The organism is Serratia sp. SM04, assembly GCF_040280225.1.
In the GTDB taxonomy this organism is placed as follows: domain Bacteria; phylum Pseudomonadota; class Gammaproteobacteria; order Enterobacterales; family Enterobacteriaceae; genus Serratia; species Serratia sarumanii.
The window spans coordinates 222,284-242,387 of record NZ_JBEOQT010000004.1 but is presented as its reverse complement, the minus strand read 5'-3'; the positions used below and the strand labels follow the sequence as shown (position 1 = coordinate 242,387).

General features: G+C 61.4%; 16 protein-coding genes. 1 reads left to right on the top strand and 15 read right to left on the bottom strand.

Translation table 11 applies throughout. From position 1 onward, the window contains the following. Positions 1-15: 15 nt before the first annotated feature. On the bottom strand, positions 16-2,724 hold the full coding sequence (gene secA, locus ABTW55_RS08620; RefSeq protein WP_060422452.1) for a preprotein translocase subunit SecA: 2,709 nt from the start codon (positions 2,722-2,724) through the stop codon (positions 16-18). Between the two features lie 82 nt (positions 2,725-2,806). Then, positions 2,807-3,337: a secA translation cis-regulator SecM gene (secM, locus tag ABTW55_RS08615; protein ID WP_033649205.1), complete on the bottom strand. Its 531-nt coding sequence runs from the start codon at positions 3,335-3,337 to the stop codon at positions 2,807-2,809. A 26-nt stretch (positions 3,338-3,363) separates the two neighbouring features. On the opposite strand from secM, the gene ABTW55_RS08610 reads away from it, so the two are divergent. Then, positions 3,364-3,879: a DUF721 domain-containing protein gene (locus ABTW55_RS08610; protein WP_033637110.1), complete on the top strand. Its 516-nt coding sequence runs from the start codon at positions 3,364-3,366 to the stop codon at positions 3,877-3,879. A 104-nt stretch (positions 3,880-3,983) separates the two neighbouring features. Here ABTW55_RS08610 and lpxC read toward each other — a convergent pair whose 3' ends face one another. The 13 genes from lpxC to ABTW55_RS08545 form a co-directional block, all read right to left on the bottom strand. Continuing rightward, the gene (gene lpxC, locus ABTW55_RS08605) at positions 3,984-4,901 is read right to left on the bottom strand and encodes a UDP-3-O-acyl-N-acetylglucosamine deacetylase (RefSeq protein ID WP_025159644.1); all 918 of its coding nucleotides are present in this window, start codon (positions 4,899-4,901) and stop codon (positions 3,984-3,986) included. A gap of 103 nt (positions 4,902-5,004) precedes the next feature. Further along, positions 5,005-6,159 carry a cell division protein FtsZ gene (gene ftsZ / locus ABTW55_RS08600; protein WP_004932757.1) on the bottom strand — a complete coding sequence of 385 codons (1,155 nt, stop codon included), beginning with the start codon at positions 6,157-6,159 and terminating at the stop codon, positions 5,005-5,007. Between the two features lie 74 nt (positions 6,160-6,233). After that, a complete protein-coding gene (gene ftsA / locus ABTW55_RS08595; protein WP_004932758.1) occupies positions 6,234-7,490 on the bottom strand; it encodes a cell division protein FtsA in 1,257 nt (418 codons plus the stop codon). Further along, complete coding sequence (gene ftsQ / locus ABTW55_RS08590; protein WP_033637108.1) at positions 7,487-8,338, bottom strand: cell division protein FtsQ; 852 nt, start codon at positions 8,336-8,338, stop codon at positions 7,487-7,489. Before ftsQ ends, ftsA begins: the two co-directional genes overlap by 4 nt. A gap of 1 nt (position 8,339) precedes the next feature. Beyond that, positions 8,340-9,260: a D-alanine--D-alanine ligase gene (locus ABTW55_RS08585; RefSeq protein ID WP_060422455.1), complete on the bottom strand. Its 921-nt coding sequence runs from the start codon at positions 9,258-9,260 to the stop codon at positions 8,340-8,342. Further along, positions 9,253-10,728 (bottom strand): UDP-N-acetylmuramate--L-alanine ligase, encoded by a 1,476-nt coding sequence (gene murC / locus ABTW55_RS08580; protein ID WP_025301571.1) that lies wholly within the window; start codon positions 10,726-10,728, stop codon positions 9,253-9,255. The genes ABTW55_RS08585 and murC overlap by 8 nt, the downstream gene beginning before the upstream one ends. Before the next feature lie 84 nt (positions 10,729-10,812). Beyond that, a complete protein-coding gene (gene murG, locus ABTW55_RS08575) occupies positions 10,813-11,877 on the bottom strand; it encodes an undecaprenyldiphospho-muramoylpentapeptide beta-N-acetylglucosaminyltransferase (protein WP_060422458.1) in 1,065 nt (354 codons plus the stop codon). A 3-nt stretch (positions 11,878-11,880) separates the two neighbouring features. After that, entirely contained in the window at positions 11,881-13,083 is a 1,203-nt protein-coding gene (ftsW, locus tag ABTW55_RS08570; protein ID WP_004932776.1) for a cell division protein FtsW, read from the bottom strand. Further along, entirely contained in the window at positions 13,080-14,399 is a 1,320-nt protein-coding gene (gene murD, locus ABTW55_RS08565) for a UDP-N-acetylmuramoyl-L-alanine--D-glutamate ligase (RefSeq protein WP_033641855.1), read from the bottom strand. The genes ftsW and murD overlap by 4 nt, the downstream gene beginning before the upstream one ends. A 2-nt stretch (positions 14,400-14,401) precedes the next feature. Continuing rightward, positions 14,402-15,484, bottom strand: a complete 1,083-nt coding sequence (mraY, locus tag ABTW55_RS08560; RefSeq protein ID WP_004932782.1) for a phospho-N-acetylmuramoyl-pentapeptide-transferase — start codon at positions 15,482-15,484, stop codon at positions 14,402-14,404. After that, positions 15,478-16,839 carry a UDP-N-acetylmuramoyl-tripeptide--D-alanyl-D-alanine ligase gene (gene murF / locus ABTW55_RS08555; protein ID WP_033652913.1) on the bottom strand — a complete coding sequence of 454 codons (1,362 nt, stop codon included), beginning with the start codon at positions 16,837-16,839 and terminating at the stop codon, positions 15,478-15,480. The genes mraY and murF overlap by 7 nt, the downstream gene beginning before the upstream one ends. After that, positions 16,836-18,323 carry a UDP-N-acetylmuramoyl-L-alanyl-D-glutamate--2,6-diaminopimelate ligase gene (gene murE, locus ABTW55_RS08550; protein ID WP_060422462.1) on the bottom strand — a complete coding sequence of 496 codons (1,488 nt, stop codon included), beginning with the start codon at positions 18,321-18,323 and terminating at the stop codon, positions 16,836-16,838. The genes murF and murE overlap by 4 nt, the downstream gene beginning before the upstream one ends. Continuing rightward, complete coding sequence (locus tag ABTW55_RS08545; protein ID WP_060422465.1) at positions 18,310-20,073, bottom strand: peptidoglycan glycosyltransferase FtsI; 1,764 nt, start codon at positions 20,071-20,073, stop codon at positions 18,310-18,312. Before ABTW55_RS08545 ends, murE begins: the two co-directional genes overlap by 14 nt. Between the last annotated feature and the right edge of the window lie 31 nt (positions 20,074-20,104).

Here is a 20,104-nt window from a genome sequence, read left to right as displayed (position 1 = left end):
TAACCGCGGCCGGCATTACTGCAGGCGGCCGTGGCACTGCTTGTATTTCTTGCCGGAGCCGCATGGGCATGGATCGTTGCGGCCCACTTTACGCTCGGCGGTCGCCGGCGCGTTCGGATCTTCGGTCACCAGCGCGTTCTCGTCGTGGTGGCTCAACTGTTGGTGCTGCGCCAGGCGCTCAGCCTCTTCACGGCGCTGCTGTTCCAGCGCTTCCACCTCTTCCGGCATCCGCACCTGTACCTTGCTCAGCACGCTGATCACTTCGTATTTCAGCGATTCCAGCATGGTGGCGAACATGTTGAAGGATTCACGCTTGTACTCCTGCTTCGGATCCTTCTGCGCATAGCCGCGCAGGTGGATACCCTGACGCAGGTAGTCCATCGCCGCCAGGTGTTCTTTCCACAGGGAATCCAGCGTCTGCAGCATCACGCCCTTCTCGAAGTTGCGCATCATTTCGCTGCCGACCACGTCTTCCTTACGCTGGTACTGCTCTTTGGCGTTCTCCAGAATGCGTTCGCGCAGCGTCTCTTCGTGCAGCTCCGGCTCTTTGTCCAGCCATTGTGCGATCGGCATCTCCAGATCAAAGTCGTTCTTCAGGCGCTCTTCCAACCCCTGAATGTCCCACTCTTCTTCCAGCGACTGCGGCGTGATGTAGTTGTCGATGGTGCTCTTGAACACGTCCTCGCGGATGCTGGCGATGGTTTCGCTCACGTCGGACACGTCCAGCAATTCGTTACGCTGGCTGTAGATGGCGCGGCGCTGATCGTTGGCGACGTCGTCGTATTCCAGCAGCTGCTTACGGATGTCGAAGTTGCGGCTCTCTACCTTGCGCTGGGCGTTGGCGATCGCCTTGGTCACCCACGGGTGCTCAATCGCTTCGCCTTCTTTCATACCCAGTTTACGCATCATGCCGGACACGCGATCCGAAGCGAAGATACGCATCAGGGCATCTTCCATCGACAGGTAGAAGCGGGATGAACCGGCATCGCCCTGACGACCGGAACGGCCGCGCAGCTGGTTATCGATACGGCGCGATTCATGGCGCTCGGTGCCGATGATATGCAGGCCGCCTGCCGCCAGCACCGCGTCGTGGCGTTCTTTCCAGGCGGCTTTGATGGCTTCAATCTGCTCTTCGGTCGGCGCTTCCAGCAGCGCCACTTCGGCCTGCCAGCTGCCGCCCAGCACGATATCGGTACCACGGCCCGCCATGTTGGTGGCGATGGTCACCGCGCCGCTCTGGCCGGCCTGGGCGACGATGTCTGCTTCCATGGCGTGGAATTTGGCGTTCAGCACCTTGTGCTCGATGCCCGCTTTGGTCAGTTCGCGGGAAACCACTTCGGATTTCTCGATCGAGATGGTGCCCACCAGCACCGGCTGGCCTTTGGCGGTACGCTCGCGGATGTCTTCGATGATAGCGCCGATCTTCTCTTTCTCGGTCATGTACACCAGATCCGGCATGTCCTTACGGATCATCGGACGGTTGGTTGGCACCACGATGGTGTCCAGCTTGTAGATCGAGCTGAATTCGAAGGCTTCGGTATCGGCGGTACCGGTCATCCCCGCCAGCTTCTCGTACAGGCGGAAGTAGTTCTGGAAGGTGATCGAAGCCAGCGTCTGGTTCTCGTTCTGGATCTCCACGCCTTCTTTGGCTTCCACCGCCTGGTGCAGGCCGTCGGACCAACGGCGGCCCTGCATGGTACGGCCGGTGTGTTCGTCGACGATGATCACTTCGCCGTCTTTCACGATGTAGTCAACGTCGCGGGTGAACAGCACGTGGGCGCGCAGCGCGGCGGTAACGTGGTGCATCAGCATGATGTTGGTCGGCGAGTACAGCGACTCGCCCTCATCCATGATGCCGGCTTCCACCAGCATCTCTTCGATCAGGATCAGGCCGCGTTCGGTCAGGTGAACCTGGCGCGCCTTCTCATCCACCGAGAAGTGCCCTTCACCCTTGAAGGTGTCGGAGTCTTCTTTTTCCTGGCGGATCAGTTTAGGGATCAGCTTGTTGACCTTGATGTACATCTCGGAGCTGTCTTCGGCCGGGCCGGAGATGATCAGCGGCGTACGCGCTTCATCGATCAGGATGGAGTCCACCTCATCCACCAGCGCATAGTGCAGTTTGCGCTGCACGCGCTCTTCCGGGCTGAACGCCATGTTGTCGCGCAGGTAGTCGAAGCCGTATTCGTTGTTGGTGCCGTAGGTGATGTCGGCGGCGTAAGCTTCACGCTTGGCCGGCGCCGGCATGCCCGGCAGGTTGATGCCGATGCTCAGGCCGAGGAACTCGAACAGCGGGCGGTTGTTTTCGGCGTCACGCTGCGCCAGATAGTCGTTGACGGTCACGACGTGCACGCCGCGGCCGCTCAGGGCGTTCAGATAGGCCGGCAGCGTCGCGGTCAGGGTCTTACCTTCACCGGTACGCATCTCGGCGATGCAGCGGTCGTTCAGCACCATGCCGCCCAGCAGCTGCACGTCGAAGTGACGCATGCCGAACACGCGCTTGCTCGCCTCACGCACTACGGCGAAGGCTTCAGGGATCAGGCTGTCCAGCGACTCGCCTTTCTCCAGGCGCGCGCGGAACTCGTTGGTTTTCGCTTTCAGCTCGTCATCGGACAGTTTTTCCATGTCCGGTTCCATGCGGTTGATCTGCTCAACCACTTTGCGCATGCGGCGCAGAGTACGATCGTTACGGCTGCCAAAAACTTTGGTTAATAATTTCACTAACATGATGTTTGATATCTCTGTCATGACGGCCGAATACGGCAGTCAACTTGCTATTATTTATGGTTTTTGTGCCCTAAGGGCGGAGTCAGACGAGCGCGGCAGGCCCGGCGCGAATGCCCTGTACCTGCGCCACCCACAGGCCGGTCTGGTGCCGTGCCAGCGTTGGCAGCACCTCAAGGTGGGTATGGCGAATGATGGTCGGCGGCTTCGGCTCGTGCGTCAGCAGCGCGTTGAGGGTAGAAAGCAGCGCCAGTTGCGCCACCTGCAAAGGCGGTTCGGCTTCGGCTTCGCTCTCCTGCACCCGCGCATAAACCGCCTGCGGCGCCAGCGCGAAAGAGAGGTGACGAATGACGGTGCGCAGTGCATGTTGCTGCCAATAATCTACGCTGAAGGTAGGACGGCGATGCGCGTCCTGCAGCAGGGCCAGGCTGTTGAAGGTGCCGTTGGCCGCATTTTGCCGGTTAAGGCTGGACGACGTATTCGGCAGTGCGGCCTGATCGGGGGCGCCGGACAAACTGGAAGACGCGCCAAGCGTGGCCGCAACCATCCCTAACAGGAGATGGGGCCAGAAATAACGTCTGCCAAATTGTCGCCAACGATTTAGAATACCGATCACGAGTTTATAATCCGCCGGAGCCCATTATGCGCGATAGCCGTCCACAATTATTAGATGTCCTGTTCGACGACGCGTCTGCCGGCAGCAAAGGGCCGCTGCATAACGTCCAGCAACGCGCGGTGGCGCTGCTCAAGCTTAACCGTGCAGTGAAGGGCCTGTTGCCCGCTCCCCTGCATCCCTGGTGCCGCGTCGCGAATTTCCGACAGGGTATTTTAGTGCTCGAAACGGCAAATGCCAGTTGGATGATGCGCTTGCGCTACGAACAACCCGCTTTGCTGTCTGCACTACGAGCGCAAATTCTACCATCATTGTCGTCGATCGACATCAGGATTAATCCGGCCTTGATGGCGAAAGGCAGCCACCAGGTGCAAAACGCAGAGAAAGCGCCGGAAAAACCGGTGCCGATGCGGCATTTGAGTCTGGAAAGTGCGGAAGAACTGAGAGGATTGGCGAGCCGTAGCCCGGAAAAACTGCGCAAGATATTGGAACGGCTGGCTGCATTGGCCGGAGAGGGTACCAACACAACCAGTCGTGATAAGTAATCAGCGACACAACTGCAAAACATCAGACCGCATCACGAGCCTGAATTCTCAGGCTCTCAGAGGATGCACCTGCCGTTATTCGCAGCGGGCGAGGAATTCAGACCTTACGCCAATACGGTGGACGGTGCCTTGAATGCCAACGGCATTTCGGCTTCGTCCTGGAAGGTCACGTATTCCCACGCTTCCTGCTTGGCCAGTACAGCCTGCAGCAGTTTGTTGTTCAGCGCGTGGCCAGACTTGTACGCGGTAAACGCGCCAATGATGTTGTGGCCGCACATGAACAGGTCGCCGATGGCGTCCAGCATTTTGTGACGTACGAATTCGTCTTCGAAACGCAGGCCGTCTTCGTTCAGCACGCGGTAGTCATCCACCACGATGGCGCAGTCGAAGCTGCCGCCCAGGGCCAGGCCGCGGGACTGCAGGTATTCGATGTCACGCATGAACCCGAAGGTGCGCGCGCGGCTGATTTGACGCACGAACGACTCAGCCGAGAAATCAAGACGATAGCGCTGAGAGCTGGCGTCGATAGCCGGGTGGTTGAAGTCGATGGTGAAGTCCAGGCGGAACCCGTTATGCGGGGACAGCTCGGCCCATTTGTCGCCATCTTCAACACGCACGGTCTCTTTCAGACGCAGGAATTTCTTCGCCGAGTTCAGCTCTTCGATGCCGGCATCCAGCAGCAAGAACACGAACGGACTGGCGCTGCCGTCCATGATTGGGATTTCAGCGGCGTCGACTTCGATAACGATGTTGTCGATGCCCAACCCAGCCAGCGCGGCGTTGAGGTGCTCAACGGTCGAAATACGCACGTCATGCTCATTCACCAGGCAAGTACAGAGCATGGTATCACGCACGGATTTTGCATCAGCCGGAAAATCAACCGGTGGATTCAAGTCAGTGCGACGATAGATGACCCCGGTATTAGCCGGCGCTGGGCGCATTGTCAGCGTGACTTTCTTGCCGGTATGCAAACCGACGCCAGTCGCCTGAACAATACGTTTTAATGTCCTTTGTTTGATCATCGTTTTATCTCGCAATGTTATCCATCCTACCAGCCAAGCATACAGCATGGCCGGCGGGACAGTTTAGCACAAAGAGCGGAGATTCCAAATTCTCAGGATATTCTTAGTCTGCCTGTTTACGCAGGAAGGCTGGAATATCAAGATAGTCGGGCTCTTTATTCGGTTGCGCAGCTTGGTCGTTGACCACCTTGGCGGCAGGTTTCACTTCCTGCGGCAGAGGCGACATGCCGTGCTGCTGATAACGGTGATCCATCACCGGCTGGCTGGCCTGTTTATTGGTCACCAGGGTGATTTCAGGACGCTTGTCCATACCGATACCGGTTGCAACCACGGTAACGCGCAGTTCGTCGTTCATTTCAGGATCCAGCGAGGTACCGATAACCACGGTCGCGTTGTCGGAAGCGAACGCACGGATGGTGTTACCCACGGTTTCGAACTCATCCAGACGCAGGTCGAAGCCGGCGGTAATGTTGACCAGCACGCCGCGCGCGCCGGACAGGTCGATGTCTTCCAGCAGTGGGCTGGAGATCGCCATTTCGGCCGCTTCTTCGGCACGGTCTTCACCGCAAGCCACGCCGGAACCCATCATCGCGTAGCCCATTTCGGACATCACGGTGCGCACGTCGGCGAAGTCGACGTTCATCAGGCCCGGACGGGTGATCAGCTCGGCGATACCCTGCACCGCGCCTTTCAGCACGTCGTTGGCCGCGCCGAACGCGTCCAGCAGAGAGATGCCGCGCCCCAGAACTTTCAGCAATTTGTCGTTCGGGATGGTGATCAGCGAGTCCACGTGTTTGGACAGCTCAGCGATACCCTGCTCCGCGAATGCCATGCGCTTCTTGCCTTCGAAGTTGAAAGGCTTGGTCACCACGGCCACGGTCAGAATACCCAAATCTTTAGCCACTTCAGCCACCACTGGCGCCGCACCGGTACCGGTACCGCCGCCCATGCCGGCCGCGATGAAGACCATGTCTGCGCCGTCCAGCGCTGCGCGCAGGGCTTCGCGGTCTTCTTCCGCTGAATTGCGACCCACTTCCGGGTTCGCGCCCGCACCCAGACCTTTGGTAATACCGCTACCGATCTGGATGGTTTGGCCAACCGCCGTTTTGCGGAGCGCCTGGGCGTCCGTGTTCACAGCGAAGAATTCAACACCTTCGATGCGCTCGCGCACCATGTGTTCAACGGCGTTGCCACCGCCGCCGCCGACGCCGATGACTTTAATCACCGCGTCATTGGTTAGTTCCATTGGTTCAAACATAGTTTCTCTCCGTTTTGTGCCTGTCGCTGCGAGATCATAAAAAGATTACTCAGCATGATCTCTTTGTTGAAACATTAAAACTCTTTTCTCAGCCAGCTATTGATGCGTTTAAACCAATTGCCCACCGAGGCGCGTTTTTCTACTTCCGTCTCACCGCTCAGGTGAGACTCTTTTCCATAGTGCAGCAGACCTACCGCCGTCGAGTAGTAAGGCTCCTGCGCATAATCCGTCAGACCCGTGATGTTCAAGGGTTGGCCGATGCGTACCTGAGTGTGGAACACCCGTTGCGCACAGGCTGCCAGGCCATCAATCTGGGCGGCGCCACCGGTCAGCACGATACCTGCCGCCAGATGATGCTTCACCCCTTGCTGACGCAGTTGCTCCTGCAATTGCAAAATTTCATCGTTAACCAGATTCAACAGTTCGGTGTAGCGTGGCTCAATGACTTCAGCCAGCGTCTGTCTTTGCAGACTGCGCGGAGGACGTCCCCCGACGCTAGGCACCTCTACATTCTCATCCTTGCTAACAATCGACCCAAGCGCACAGCCGTGTCGAACTTTAATCGCTTCCGCGTCGGTCGGCGGCGTGCCGAAGGCGTAGGCGATATCGCTGGTGACCACGTTCCCGGCATAAGGGATCACTTTGGTGTGGCGCAGCGCACCGCCGGTGTACACCGCCATATCCATGGTGCCGCCGCCGATATCCACCACGCAAACGCCGAGTTCGCGTTCATCTTCGGTCAGCACCGCGTAGCTCGCGGCCAGACCGGCGAAAATAAGTTGGTCAACTTTCAGGCCGCAACGTTCCACGGCCTTGACGATGTTCTTCGCCATATCGTTATGGCAGGTAATCAGATGCACCTTGGCCTGCATGCGCACGCCGGACAGCCCAACCGGGTTTTTGATGCCTTCCTGATAATCGATGGCGTATTCCTGAGGAATCACGTGCAGGATGCGGTGTTCGTCGCGCACGCGCACCGATTTGGCGGTGTGCACCACGTTCTCCACGTCGTCCTGCGTCACTTCCTCTTCCGAAATCGGCACCATGCCGATTTCGTTCTGGCAGCTGATGTGTTTGCCCGACAGCGCCAGATACACCGAGGAGATCTGGCAGTCCGCCATCAGCTCGGCCTGATCGATGGCGCGCTGTACGCACTTCACCACCGACTCCAGGTCGTTTACGCCACCCTTATCCATACCGCGAGACGGGCAGCTGCCCACCCCGATAATGTTGACCATGCCATCGGGCAGAACTTCCCCTACCAACGCGGAGACTTTTGCAGTACCGATCTCCAGTCCAACTACCAGTTTTCTGTCCGTCGACTTGATCATTGTTGTTTTGCCTGTGCCTGATTCTGTTGCTGATTACTGTTTTGCTGACCGCCAAGCGCCTGCGGATCGACCAACACCGGAGCCCACCCTACCGAAGCGCCGGACTCGTAGCGCAGATCGACATAGCTGACACGCTTGCTCTCCGCCTGGCCCTGCTGCTGCAATACCGGGTAAAGCTCGATAAACCGCTGCAAACGCCCATTGCGGTCATCGCGCCCCAGCTCAAGCCGGACATCGTTGTCCAGCGCCAGCTGCCAGGAATGGCGCGCGGTCATCGCCGCCATTTTCAGCGTATATTTGCTGGCCGCCAACGAAGCGCTCATCGCCCGATAGCCTTCCAGCACATCCTGCTCGCTCCCTTCCGGCCCGTAGAGCAGCGGCAACTTCTGTTTGCCCGCCCGCTCCGCCGGCACGCTGAACGCTTTGCCTTCGGCGTCCACCATGTGCAAATCGTTCCAGCGCGCCACCGGGACGTACTCCACCAGATGGATCTTCAGCTCATCCGGCCATTGTTTGCGCACGCTGGCCTGCTTGATCCACGGCAGACGCTCGATCTGCTGCTGGATAACGTCCACATCCTGCGTCATAAAGGTGCCGGGCGCGCCCAGCGCCAGGATCGCCTGACGAATATCATCGTTGGTGGTGTAGTGGCGTTCGCCGGTCACCACCAGCCTTGAGAGCGGCAGGCGACTGGCGTCTTTCATCCAGCCAAGCACCGCCCAACCGCTCCACACGACCGTTCCCAACACCATCAGCAGGAAAATCATTCCCGCCAACTGGGTTCCATTGCTGCGGCGCGGGCCGTTATCCACCTCGCGATCGCGCGCATTCAGGGCAGCTTGCGACATATCAGTCGGCCAACTCCAAAATTCTCGCCACCAACTGCGAGAAGCTTAATCCAAACTGGCGCGCCGCCATCGGCACCAGGCTATGACTGGTCATGCCCGGAGAGGTGTTCACCTCAAGCAGATAGAAGCTGCCATCGCTGTCTTGCATCACGTCGACGCGGCCCCAGCCGCTGCAGTCCAGGCCGCGATAGGCGCGCAGCGCCAACGCCGCCATCTCGGCTTCCTGCTCGGCGCTCAAACCGCTCGGGCAGAAGTACTGCGTGTCGTCCGAAATGTACTTGGCCTGGTAGTCGTAAAACACGCCGGCCGGCTGGATGCGGATCGACGGCAGCACCTGGTCGCCCAGCATCGCTACGGTGTATTCCGGGCCGCTCAGCCACTTCTCCACCAGCACATCGTCGTCATGACGGAAGGCCTCTTCCAGCGCGGCTTCCAACGCGGCGCTCTCGGTGACCTTGCTCATGCCGACGCTGGAGCCTTCTCGGCTCGGCTTGACGATCAGCGGCAGGCCGAGATCCGCCACGCGCTCCAGCAGCGCTGCTTTTTCAGCGCCGAGATACAGCTGGCGATTCAGCGCCACGTAAGGCGCCACCGGCAAGCCCATCGACTGCCACACCATCTTGGTGCGCCATTTGTCCATGGTCAGCGCCGAGGCCATCACGCCGCTGCCGGTATAAGGCAGTTCGAGGAACTCCAGCAGCCCCTGCAGGGTGCCGTCCTCGCCGCCGCGCCCGTGCAGCGCGATAAACACCTTGGTGAACCCCTGCTCTTTCAGCTGGGTCACCGGGAAATCGCGGGTATCGACGCCGTGCGCATCGATACCGGCTTCGCGCAACCCGGCCAGCACCGCGGCGCCGGATTGCAGGGAGACTTCACGTTCAGCGGAGGTGCCGCCCAGCAGAACTGCAACTTTATCAGCCATGGTGCTCCTCCTCTTTCTTCGGCGGCTGCAGCTTCAGCTCGGCCAGTTTACGGGCGATTTTGCCCACGTTGCCGGCGCCTTGCACCAGCACCAGGTCTTCATCCTGCAGCAGCTGCGCCAGGGTTTCCGGCACGGTATCGGCATCGGAAACCAGGATCGGATCCAGCTTGCCGCGGCTGCGGATGGTGCGGCACAGCGAACGGCTGTCCGCGCCCGGGATCGGCGCTTCGCCGGCGGCGTACACGTCGAGCATCAGCAGCACATCCACCTGCGACAGCACGTTGGCGAAATCGTCGTACAGATCGCGGGTGCGCGTATAACGGTGCGGCTGGAAGATCATCACCAGACGCTTGTCCGGCCAGCCGGCGCGCGCCGCTTTCAGCGTGGCGTCCACCTCGGTCGGATGGTGGCCGTAGTCGTCCACCAGCATCGCGCTGCCCGCTTTGCCGTTGACCGGCTCCAGCGGGAACTCGCCGAGGAAATCGAAGCGGCGCCCGGTGCCCTGGAAGCCCGCCAGCGCGCGCAGGATATCTTCGTCGTCGATGCCTTCTTCGGTCGCTACCGCTACCGCCGCTGCGGCGTTCAACGCATTGTGGCGGCCCGGCGCGTTCAGCGTCACCGTCAGCAACGGCTTGTCCTGACGGCTCAGGGTAAAGTGCCCCTGCGGCCCAATCTGCCGGTAGTCTTCGATGCGCACATCGGCATCTTCACTGAAGCCATAGGTGGTGATGTGGCGACCCACGCGCGGCAACAGCTCGCGCACTACCGGATCGTCGATGCACATCACCGCGCGGCCGTAGAACGGCAGGTTGTGCAAGAAATTGATAAACGTCTGCTTCAGGTTCTCAAAGTCGCCCTGGTAGGTGTCCATGTGGTCGGCTTCGATGTTGGTGACCACGGCCACCATCGGCTGCAGATGCAGGAACGACGCATCGCTCTCATCCGCTTCCGCGATCAGATAACGGCTGGACCCCAGTCGCGCGTGGGTGCCCGCCGCCTTCACCAGCCCGCCGTTGACAAAGGTCGGGTCCAGGCGGGCTTCGGCGTAAATGCTCGAAACCATCGCCGTGGTGGTGGTTTTGCCGTGCGTGCCGGCGATAGCGATGCCGTGGCGAAAACGCATCAGCTCCGCCAGCATCTCTGCGCGGCGGATCACCGGGATGCGCGCTTCACGGGCGGCGACGATCTCCGGGTTGTCGGCGGAGATGGCGGTAGACACCACCACCACGCTCGCATCCAGCACGTTTTCCGGACGGTGATTGAAGTAAATCGTCGCCCCGAGCGCGCTCAACTGTTGGGTGACCGGATTCGGCGCCAGGTCGGAGCCGCTGATCTGATACCCTTCGTTTGCCAACACTTCGGCGATACCACCCATGCCGGCACCACCGATGCCGACAAAGTGAATGTGCCGGACGCGACGCATCTCGGGCACGATAGTACGTAGTTTCGCCAGTTGTTGTGTATTCATCACTCTCTCTAATCCGGATCCGGTACCCCGGCCCTACATCACATTGCTTTTATTCAGGTTCAGCGCACCGAACCCCTGCACTCGTTACTTGGCGAGCCGCACCAGCTCCGCCGCCACGCGCTCGGTGGCGTCCGGAATGGCGACCGCACGCGCTTTCTCGGCCATGGCCAGCAGCGTCTTGCGATCCCAGCTCGCCAGCAGTTCGGCCACCACATCGGCGTTGAACTGCGGCTGTTCGATAATCTTCGCCGCGCCGGCTTCTTCCAGCGGACGCGCGTTCCAGTACTGCTGACGGTCCTTGTGCATGAACGGCACGAAGATCGCCGGCAGCCCCGCCGCCGCGATTTCGCTGACGGTCAACGCGCCGGAGCGGCAGACCACCACGTCGGCCCAGGCGTAGGCGGCGGCCATGTCGTCGATGAACTCGGTCACCTTGTGCTGCGTCTGCCCTCCCCTTTCGTAGTCGCGCAGCACCGTTTCCAGCGCGCCCTTGCCAACCTGATGCCAGAGCGTAATTCTATCGCCCAAACGCGCCGCGACTTCAGGAACTGTCTGATTCAGCACGCGCGCGCCCTGACTTCCGCCAATCACCAGCACGCGGATCGGGCCTTCGCGCCCCTGCAACCGCTCCGCCGGCAGCGGCAGCGCCAACACGTCGGTGCGCACCGGGTTGCCCACCACCTCGGCGTTCGGGAACGCGCCAGGGAAGGCCTGCATCACTTTGGCGGCGATGCGCGCCAGCCAGCGGTTGGTCAAGCCGGCGATGCCGTTCTGCTCGTGCAGCACCACCGGGATGCCGCACTGCCAAGCCGCCAGGCCGCCGGGGCCGGAAACGTAACCGCCCATCCCCAGCACCACATCCGGCTGATAGCTGCGCATGATGGCTTTCGCCTGGCGCACCGCCTGCCAGATCCGCAGCGGCGCAGTCAGCTGGGCCTTCAGGCCTTTGCCGCGCAGGCCGGAGATGCGGATAAAATCAATCTCGATCCCGTGCTTCGGCACCAGATCGGCTTCCATTCGGTCTGCGGTTCCGAGCCAGCGCACCTGCCAGCCCTGCGCCATCAGATGATGCGCGACCGCCAGCCCCGGGAACACGTGCCCGCCGGTACCGCCTGCCATCACCATTAAACGCTTAGGTTTCCCGCTCATCCCTTACCTCTTCACAAACGCCTGAGCCTTGGTCAGGCGCGTTTCATAATCAATTCGCAGCAACAGCACGATGGCCGTCGACATAATCAGCAAACTTGAACCGCCGTAACTGATCAGCGGCAGCGTCAGACCTTTGGTCGGCAGCATGCCCGCCGCGGCGCCGACGTTAACCAGCGCCTGGAAGCTGAACCATACGCCGATCGCGCAGGCCAGGAAGCCGGAGAAGCGTTGGTCGATCTCCAGCGCGCGGCGCCCGATGGACATCGCGCGAAAAGCGACGAAGAATACCATTAACAGGGCTAAAACCACACCGATATAGCCCAGTTCTTCACCCAAAATGGAGAAGATGAAGTCGGTGTGCGCTTCCGGCAAATACTCGAGTTTCTGCACCGAGTTGCCGAGCCCCTGCCCCCAGAACTCGCCGCGGCCAAACGCCATCAGCGACTGGGTCAGCTGGTAGCCGCTGCCGAACGGGTCGGCCCACGGGTTCCAGAACGAGGTCACGCGGCGCATACGGTACGGTTCCGCGATGATCAGCAGCACCACGGCGAACACGCCGGAGCCGATGATCGCCAGGAACTGCCACATTTTCGCGCCGGCCAGGAACAGCATCGCCAGCGTGGTGATGAACAGCACCACCACGGTACCGAGGTCCGGCTGCGCCAGCAGCAGCACCGCCAGCACCACCATCACGCCCATCGGCTTGCAGAAGCCCCAGAAGTTGCTGCGCACCTCTTCCACCTTGCGCACCAGATAGCTCGCCAGGTAGCAGAACAGCGACAGCTTGGACAGCTCCGCCGGCTGAATACGCAGCGGGCCGAGCGCGATCCAGCGCGAGGCCCCGTTTACCGAGCTTCCCACCACCAGCACGATCAGCAGCATCACTATCGACATCAGCAGCATCACGTTGCTGTAACGCTGCCAAACTTCCATCGGGATACGCAGCGTCACCAGCGACAGACCGAACGCCAGGCCGAGGTACAGCGCGTCACGTTTGGCGAACAGGAACGGATCGTCCGCCAGGCGTTGGCCGATCGGCATCGACGCCGAGGTCACCATCACGAAGCCGATGATCGCCAACCCGAAGGTCAGCCACAGCAGGGTGCGATCGTACAGCACCATGTTGACCGCATCGTTGTCGCGCGCGCCGGTCACCCAGTCTTTCATCCGTTCTGTCAGCCCGAAGTTCGGCAAGCGTAGTTTCATCCGCCAAGCTCCTGCGCCAGGCGGGCGAACTCATCGCCGCGCACTTCAAAATTACGGAACTGATCGAGGCTGGCGCAGGCCGGCGACAGCAATACCATGTCGCCGGGCTGTACGCGGCCGGCGATGGTGCGCATCGCCTGCTCCATGGTCTCGGTCAGCGTCGCCACCTCCGGCCGCAGCTGTGCCAGTTGGGCGCCGTCGCGGCCAAAGCAGTACAGCCGCACATTGTCGCCCTGCAGATAGCGCGCCAGCGGCGAGAAATCGGCGGACTTGCCGTCGCCGCCCAGCAGCAGATGCAGCGTGCCGTCCACCTGCAGGCCGTTCAGCGCCGCTTCGGTGCTGCCGACGTTGGTGGCTTTGGAATCGTTGATCCAACGCACGCCGTTGTTCTCCCAGGCCAGCTGGAAGCGGTGCGCCAGGCCGGTGAAGGTGGTCAGCGCCTTCAGGCTGGATGCGCGCGGAATATTGACCGCATCCGCCAACGCCAGCGCTGCCAGGGCGTTGGTGTAATTGTGGCGGCCGGTCAGCTTCATCTCGCGCGTATTCAGCACCTTCTCACCGCGCACCCGCAGCCAGGTTTCCCCCTGCTGACGGTTCAGGTGATAGTCGCCCACGTCGGCGCCGAAGCTGACGCAGCGCTCGTCGGCGCCGCGCACCGGCATGGTCAGCGCATCGTCGGCGTTCACCACGCACACCGCGGCGTTTTCATACACGCGCAGCTTGGCGCCGCGATACTGCTGCAGGCCGAACGGATAGCGATCCATATGATCTTCGGTCACGTTCAGGATGGTCGCCGCCGCCGCCCGCAGGCTATACGTCGTTTCCAGCTGGAAGCTGGACAACTCCAGCACGTAAAGCTGGCATTCCTGGCGCAGCAGGCTCAGCGCCGGCAGGCCGATATTGCCGCCCACGCCCACCGCCCAACCGGCGGCTTTCGCCATCTCGCCCACCAGGGTGGTGACGGTGCTTTTACCGTTAGAGCCGGTGATCGCCACGATCGGCGCCTGCGCTTCACGGCAGAACAGTTCGACGTCACCGACGATTTCCACGCCGGCGTCCGCCGCGGCGCTCAATGCCGGGGTCGCCAGCGCGACGCCCGGACTGGCGACGATCAGATCCGCCGCCAGCAGCCAGTCCTGATTCAGATCGCCCAGATGGCGCTCCACGCTTTCAGGCAGTTTGTCCAACCCTGGCGGCGCGATACGGGTATCCATCACGCGCGGCGTCACGCCGCGCGCCATGAAGAAATCGACACAGGACAGGCCAGTGAGGCCCAACCCGATGATGACGACTTTTCTACCCTGATAGTCTGCCATGATTAACGCACCTTCAGCGTTGCCAGGCCAATCAGCACCAGCATCAGCGAAATGATCCAGAAGCGCACGATAACGCGCGGCTCCGGCCAGCCTTTCAATTCATAGTGGTGGTGAATCGGCGCCATGCGGAAAATGCGTTGCCCGCGCAGCTTGAACGATCCCACCTGCAGGATCACCGACAGCGTCTCTACCACGAATACGCCGCCCATGATCACCAACAAGAACTCCTGACGCAGCAGCACCGCGATGGTGCCCAGCGCGCCGCCCAGCGCCAACGAACCGACGTCGCCCATAAATACCTGGGCCGGGTAAGTGTTGAACCACAGGAACCCGAGGCCGGCGCCGACGATGGCGGTACACACGATCACCAGCTCACCGGCATGACGCAGATACGGAATATGCAGGTAGTTGGCGAAGTTCATGTTACCGGTCGCCCAGGCCACCAGCGCGAAGCCGGCCGCCACGAATACCGTCGGCATGATCGCCAGGCCGTCCAGGCCATCGGTCAGGTTGACCGCGTTGCTGGTGCCGACGATGACGAAATAGGCCAGCAGGATATACAGCAGGCCCAGCTGCGGCATCACGTCCTTAAAGAACGGCACAACCAGCTCGGTGGCTGGCGTGTCTTTTCCTACGGCGTACATGGCGAATGCGACAATCAGCGCAATCACCGACTGCCAGAAATACTTCCAGCGGGCGATCAGCCCTTTGGTGTCCTTACGCACCACCTTGCGGTAGTCGTCGACGAAGCCGACGATGCCGTACCCCACCAGCACGAACAGCACGCACCAGACATACGGGTTGGACGGGTAAGCCCACATCAGCACCGAAATGGTGATGGAGGTCAGGATCATGATGCCGCCCATGGTCGGCGTGCCGCGCTTGCTGAAGTGCGACTCGGGGCCGTCGTTACGCACCACCTGGCCGAAGGACATTTCTTGCAGGCGCTTGATCACCCGCGGGCCCATCCACAGCGACAGGAACAGCGCGGTCAGCAGGCTGACAATGGCTCGGAACGTCAGATAAGAAAAGACGTTGAAGCCTGAGTAATACTTGACCAAATGCTCGGCCAGCCAAACTAACATGGTGCTTTCTCCTGTAACGCGCGTACTACCTGCTCCATTGCGGCACTACGTGAACCTTTGATTAACACGGTAATGACCGCATGTTCCGACAGTAATTCCGCCACGCGCGCGATCACTGCTGTCTTGTCCTGATAATGTTCGCCGTTGCCGGAGGCTTCGCTCAGCACGCGGCTCAAACCGCCGACGCTGATCACTTTGTCGACCCCGGCCAGACGGGCGGCTTCGCCCACCTGACGGTGACACTCTTCCGCTTCCGCACCCAGCTCGGCCATATCGCCGACCACCATCACGCGGTAGCCCGGCATCTCTGCCAGCACCTGCGCCGCCGCGGTCATCGACCCGACGTTGGCGTTATAGCTGTCGTCCAGCAGCAGCTTGCCTTCGGCCAGCGCCACCGGGAACAGACGCCCCGGCACCGCCTGCAGCTGTTTCAGCCCCTGACGCACCGCTTCGAGGGTGGCGCCCACCGACATCGCCAGCGCCGTCGCCGCCAGCGCATTGGCCACGTTGTGGCGCCCCGGCAGCGGCAGCGCGATCTCGGCGGTGCCGAACGGGCTGTGCAGCGTGAACTGCGTGCCCGCGCCGTTTACCCGCACGTCGTCCGCGAAGAAGTCCACGCCTGCGGCGGCCTGCGGCGAGAAGCGCCAGACGGTTTTGCCGCCCAGCATGTTCTGCCAGTGCGGCCAGTCGTTGTTATCGGCGTTGATGATCGCCACGCCGTCGGCCGGCAGGCCGGTAAAGATTTCACCTTTCGCCTGGGCGACGCCGGCCAGCGAGCCAAAGCCTTCCAGGTGAGCCGCCGCCAGGTTGTTCACCAAAGCGGTCTGCGGCCGCGTCAATGCGGTGGTGTAAGCAATTTCGCCAATGTGGTTAGCGCCCAGCTCAATCACGGCAAAATCATGCTGCGGTTCCAGACGCAGCAACGTCAGCGGCACGCCGATGTCGTTATTGAAGTTGCCGGCGGTATACAGCACTTCGCCGCATTCGCGCAGAATGGCGGCGGTCATTTCTTTCACCGATGTCTTGCCCGAGGAGCCGGTCAGCGCCACCACGCGCGCCGGCACCTGCTGACGCACCCAGGCGCCAAGCTGCCCCAGCGCCAGACGGGTGTCTTGCACCACCAGCTGCGGCACGTCCACCAATAAGCGCTTACTGACCAGCAACGCCCCGGCGCCTGCGGCTACGGCATCCGCCGCGAAGTCGTGAGCGTCGAAACGCTCGCCTTTCAGCGCCACAAACAGGCAACCGGCGGTCACCTTGCGGGTGTCTGTCGTCACCTCGACAATTTGGCAATCGGCGCCAATCAGCTCAGCGCTCAATACCTCAGCCAGTGTCTGAAGAGAGACAGGGATCATGCCAGCACCCCCAGCAGTCGGGCGACCGTCGTGCGGTCGGAGTAATCCAGGCGGCGGTTGCCCACCAGCTGATAATCTTCGTGGCCTTTGCCCGCCACCAACACCACGTCCTGTTCCTGCGCCTGCATGATGGCGCTGGTTACCGCTTCGGCGCGGCCGTGGATCACCAGCGCCTGCCCGGCGTCCAGCAATCCGGTCAGGATATCGTTGATAATCGCGCGCGGCTCTTCGGTACGCGGGTTGTCATCGGTGATCACCACGCGATCGGCGAACTGTTCGGCGATGCCGCCCATCAGCGGACGCTTGCCCTTGTCGCGATCGCCGCCGCAGCCGAACACGCACCACAGCTGCCCCTGGCAGTGCAGGCGCGCGGCTTCCAGCGCTTTTTCCAGCGCATCCGGCGTGTGGGCGTAATCCACCACCACCGTCGGTTTGCCCGGCGCGTTAAACACTTCCATGCGGCCGCAGACCGGCTGCAGACGGCTGCCGGTTTCCACCAGCGCCTCCAGCGGATAGCCCAGCGACAGCAGCGTCGCCAAGGCCAACAGCAGGTTGCTGACGTTGAACGCGCCCATCAGGCGGCTTTCGATCTCGCCGTCGCCCCAGCTGGAGCTGAAGCGAACCGTGGCGCCGTTGTCGTGATAGTCGACCGCCGTGGTTTTCAGCCAGCGGCCGTGGCCGCCCGGCTGCAGGTTGCCCTGCATCGTCACCGCCACCGCATCCGGCAGCTTCCTCAGCCAGCGCTGACCGACTTCATCGTCGGCGTTGATGATCGCCTGCCCCACGCTGTGGGCGGCGAACAGCGACCATTTGGCCGCCTCGTAATTGGCCATATCACCGTGGTAATCCAGGTGATCGCGGCTCAGGTTGGTGAAGACCGCCGCGGCGAACGGCAGCGCCGCCACCCGGTGTTGCACCAGACCGTGGGAAGAAACTTCCATGGCGGCGAAGGTCGCGCCCTGTTCCGCCAGCTCGTTTAATACGTGTTGAACATCCACCGCAGAACCGGTGGTATTCTCGGTCGGGCACACCTGGCCCAGCAGGCCGTTGCCGACGGTGCCCATCACCGCGCTGGTTTCGCCCAGCAGTTGGCTCCACTGCGCCAGCAGCTGCGTAGTGGTGGTTTTGCCGTTGGTGCCGGTCACGCCGACCAAACGCAGACGCTCGCCCGGCTGGTGGTAAAAACGCCCGGCCAGCGCGGAAAGGCGCTGGTTCAGTTGGCTCAGGTAGATCACCGGCACGCCGTGCATTTCAACGATGGCGCCGTCTTCGGCCTGACCGTCAGCTTCGGCGATCACGGCGGCGACGCCCTGCGCGATGGCCTGCGGAATATAGCGGCGTCCATCCGTTTGATGGCCGACAACGGCGACAAACAGATCCCCGGCAGCCGCCACACGGCTGTCTAATGTCATTTCCCGCAGCGCGCGCCCGGGTGCCGTCGGCACCCACGGGGCGAGTAAGTCGCGCAAATTACGATCTGCCACCTGAACCCTCTTTCTTGTTAATCACTAATTCGCTTTTGTCACCGGTAGGCAACGCGTCAGGCTCGACGTTCATGGTGCGCAATACGCCGCCCATGATGGCGCCGAACACCGGCGCGGAGATTGCGCCACCATAGTATTTCCCACCCTGCGGGTCATTGATGACGACCACCAGGGCAAAACGGGGGTTACTTGCCGGCGCGACGCCGGCGGTATAAGCGATGTATCGGTTGACGTATTTGCCGTCCGGGCCCACTTTTTTCGCGGTACCGGTTTTGATGGCGATACGGTATCCCTTGATGGCGGCTTTCACGCCGCCGCCGCCCGGCAGGGCCACGCTTTCCATCATGTGCACCACGGTGCGCACCAGAGCTTCAGGGAAAACGCGCTCGCCGGCGACCGGAGGGTCAACCTTGGTGATCGACAATGGGCGATATACGCCCAGGCTGCCGATCGTTGCATAGACTCGCGCCAACTGTAACGGAGTTACCATCAGCCCGTAGCCGAAAGAGAAGGTGGCCCTCTCTATGTCAGACCACCGTTGTTTTTTTGGGTATATGCCACTGCTTTCTCCGACCAGCCCCAAATTGGTCGCTTTTCCCAGCCCAAAACGAGAGTAAGTATCTACTAACGCTGAGGACGGCATCGCTAACGCCAGCTTTGAAACACCGACGTTACTCGACTTCTGCAAGATCCCGGTCAATGACAGCTCCGAGTACCGCGCCACGTCTTTGATCTCGTGGCCCTGAATGCGGTACGGGATGGTGTTCAGCACGCTGTTTTCTCTCACCACGCCGTTTTGCAGCGCGGTCATCACCACCATCGGCTTCACGGTTGAACCGGGTTCAAAAATATCGGTGATAGCACGGTTACGCATGGTCTCTTTCGGCGTACCGGCCATGTTGTTCGGGTTGTAAGACGGGCTGTTGGCCATCGCCAGCACTTCGCCGGTGTTCACGTCGATCAGCACCGCAGTGCCCGACTCGGCCTTGTTGAACGCCACCGCGTTGTTCAGCTCGCGATACACCAGCGCCTGCAGGCGTTCATCGACGCTCAGCACCAGGTTGTGCGCCGCCTGGCTGTCGACGGAGGAAATATCTTCGATCACCCGGCCGAAGCGGTCCTTACGCACCGTTCTCTCGCCCGGTTGCCCGGTCAGCCAGCGGTCGAAGCTCTTCTCGACGCCTTCGATGCCTTGCCCGTCGATATTGGTCACGCCGATGATATGCGACGTCACCTGCCCCGCCGGATAGTAACGGCGCGACTCCTGCCGCAGGTAGATCCCCGGCAGCTTGAGTTTGTGGATGTAGTCGCCGATCGCCGGGTTCACCTGGCGCGCCAGATAAACGAAGCGCCCTTTCGGGTTAGCGTTGATGCGGTTTGAGAGTTGGTCCAGCGGGATGTTCAGCGCATCGGAAAGCGCTTTCCAACGGCTGTCCAGCGTGATGCCGCCGCGCTCGTTCAGCTCTTTCGGATCCGCCCACACCGCATTGACCGGCACGCTGACCGCCAACGGCCGGCCGGCGCGATCGCTGATCATGCCGCGCGCGGTCGGCACTTCCTGCACGCGCAGCGAACGCATGTCGCCTTCTTTCACCAGACGATCGGGGTTGATGACCTGCAGGTACGCGACGCGCAGCATCAAGCCGACCATCGCCAGCAAAATGCAGCCGCACAGCAACGCAAAACGCCAGCTGACAAAGCTGGCCTGATCTTCCTGGCGTCTCAACTTACCGGGGCGCGCTGCTTTCATGCGTTTCCTTTCTACTCCGTGTCATTATTCC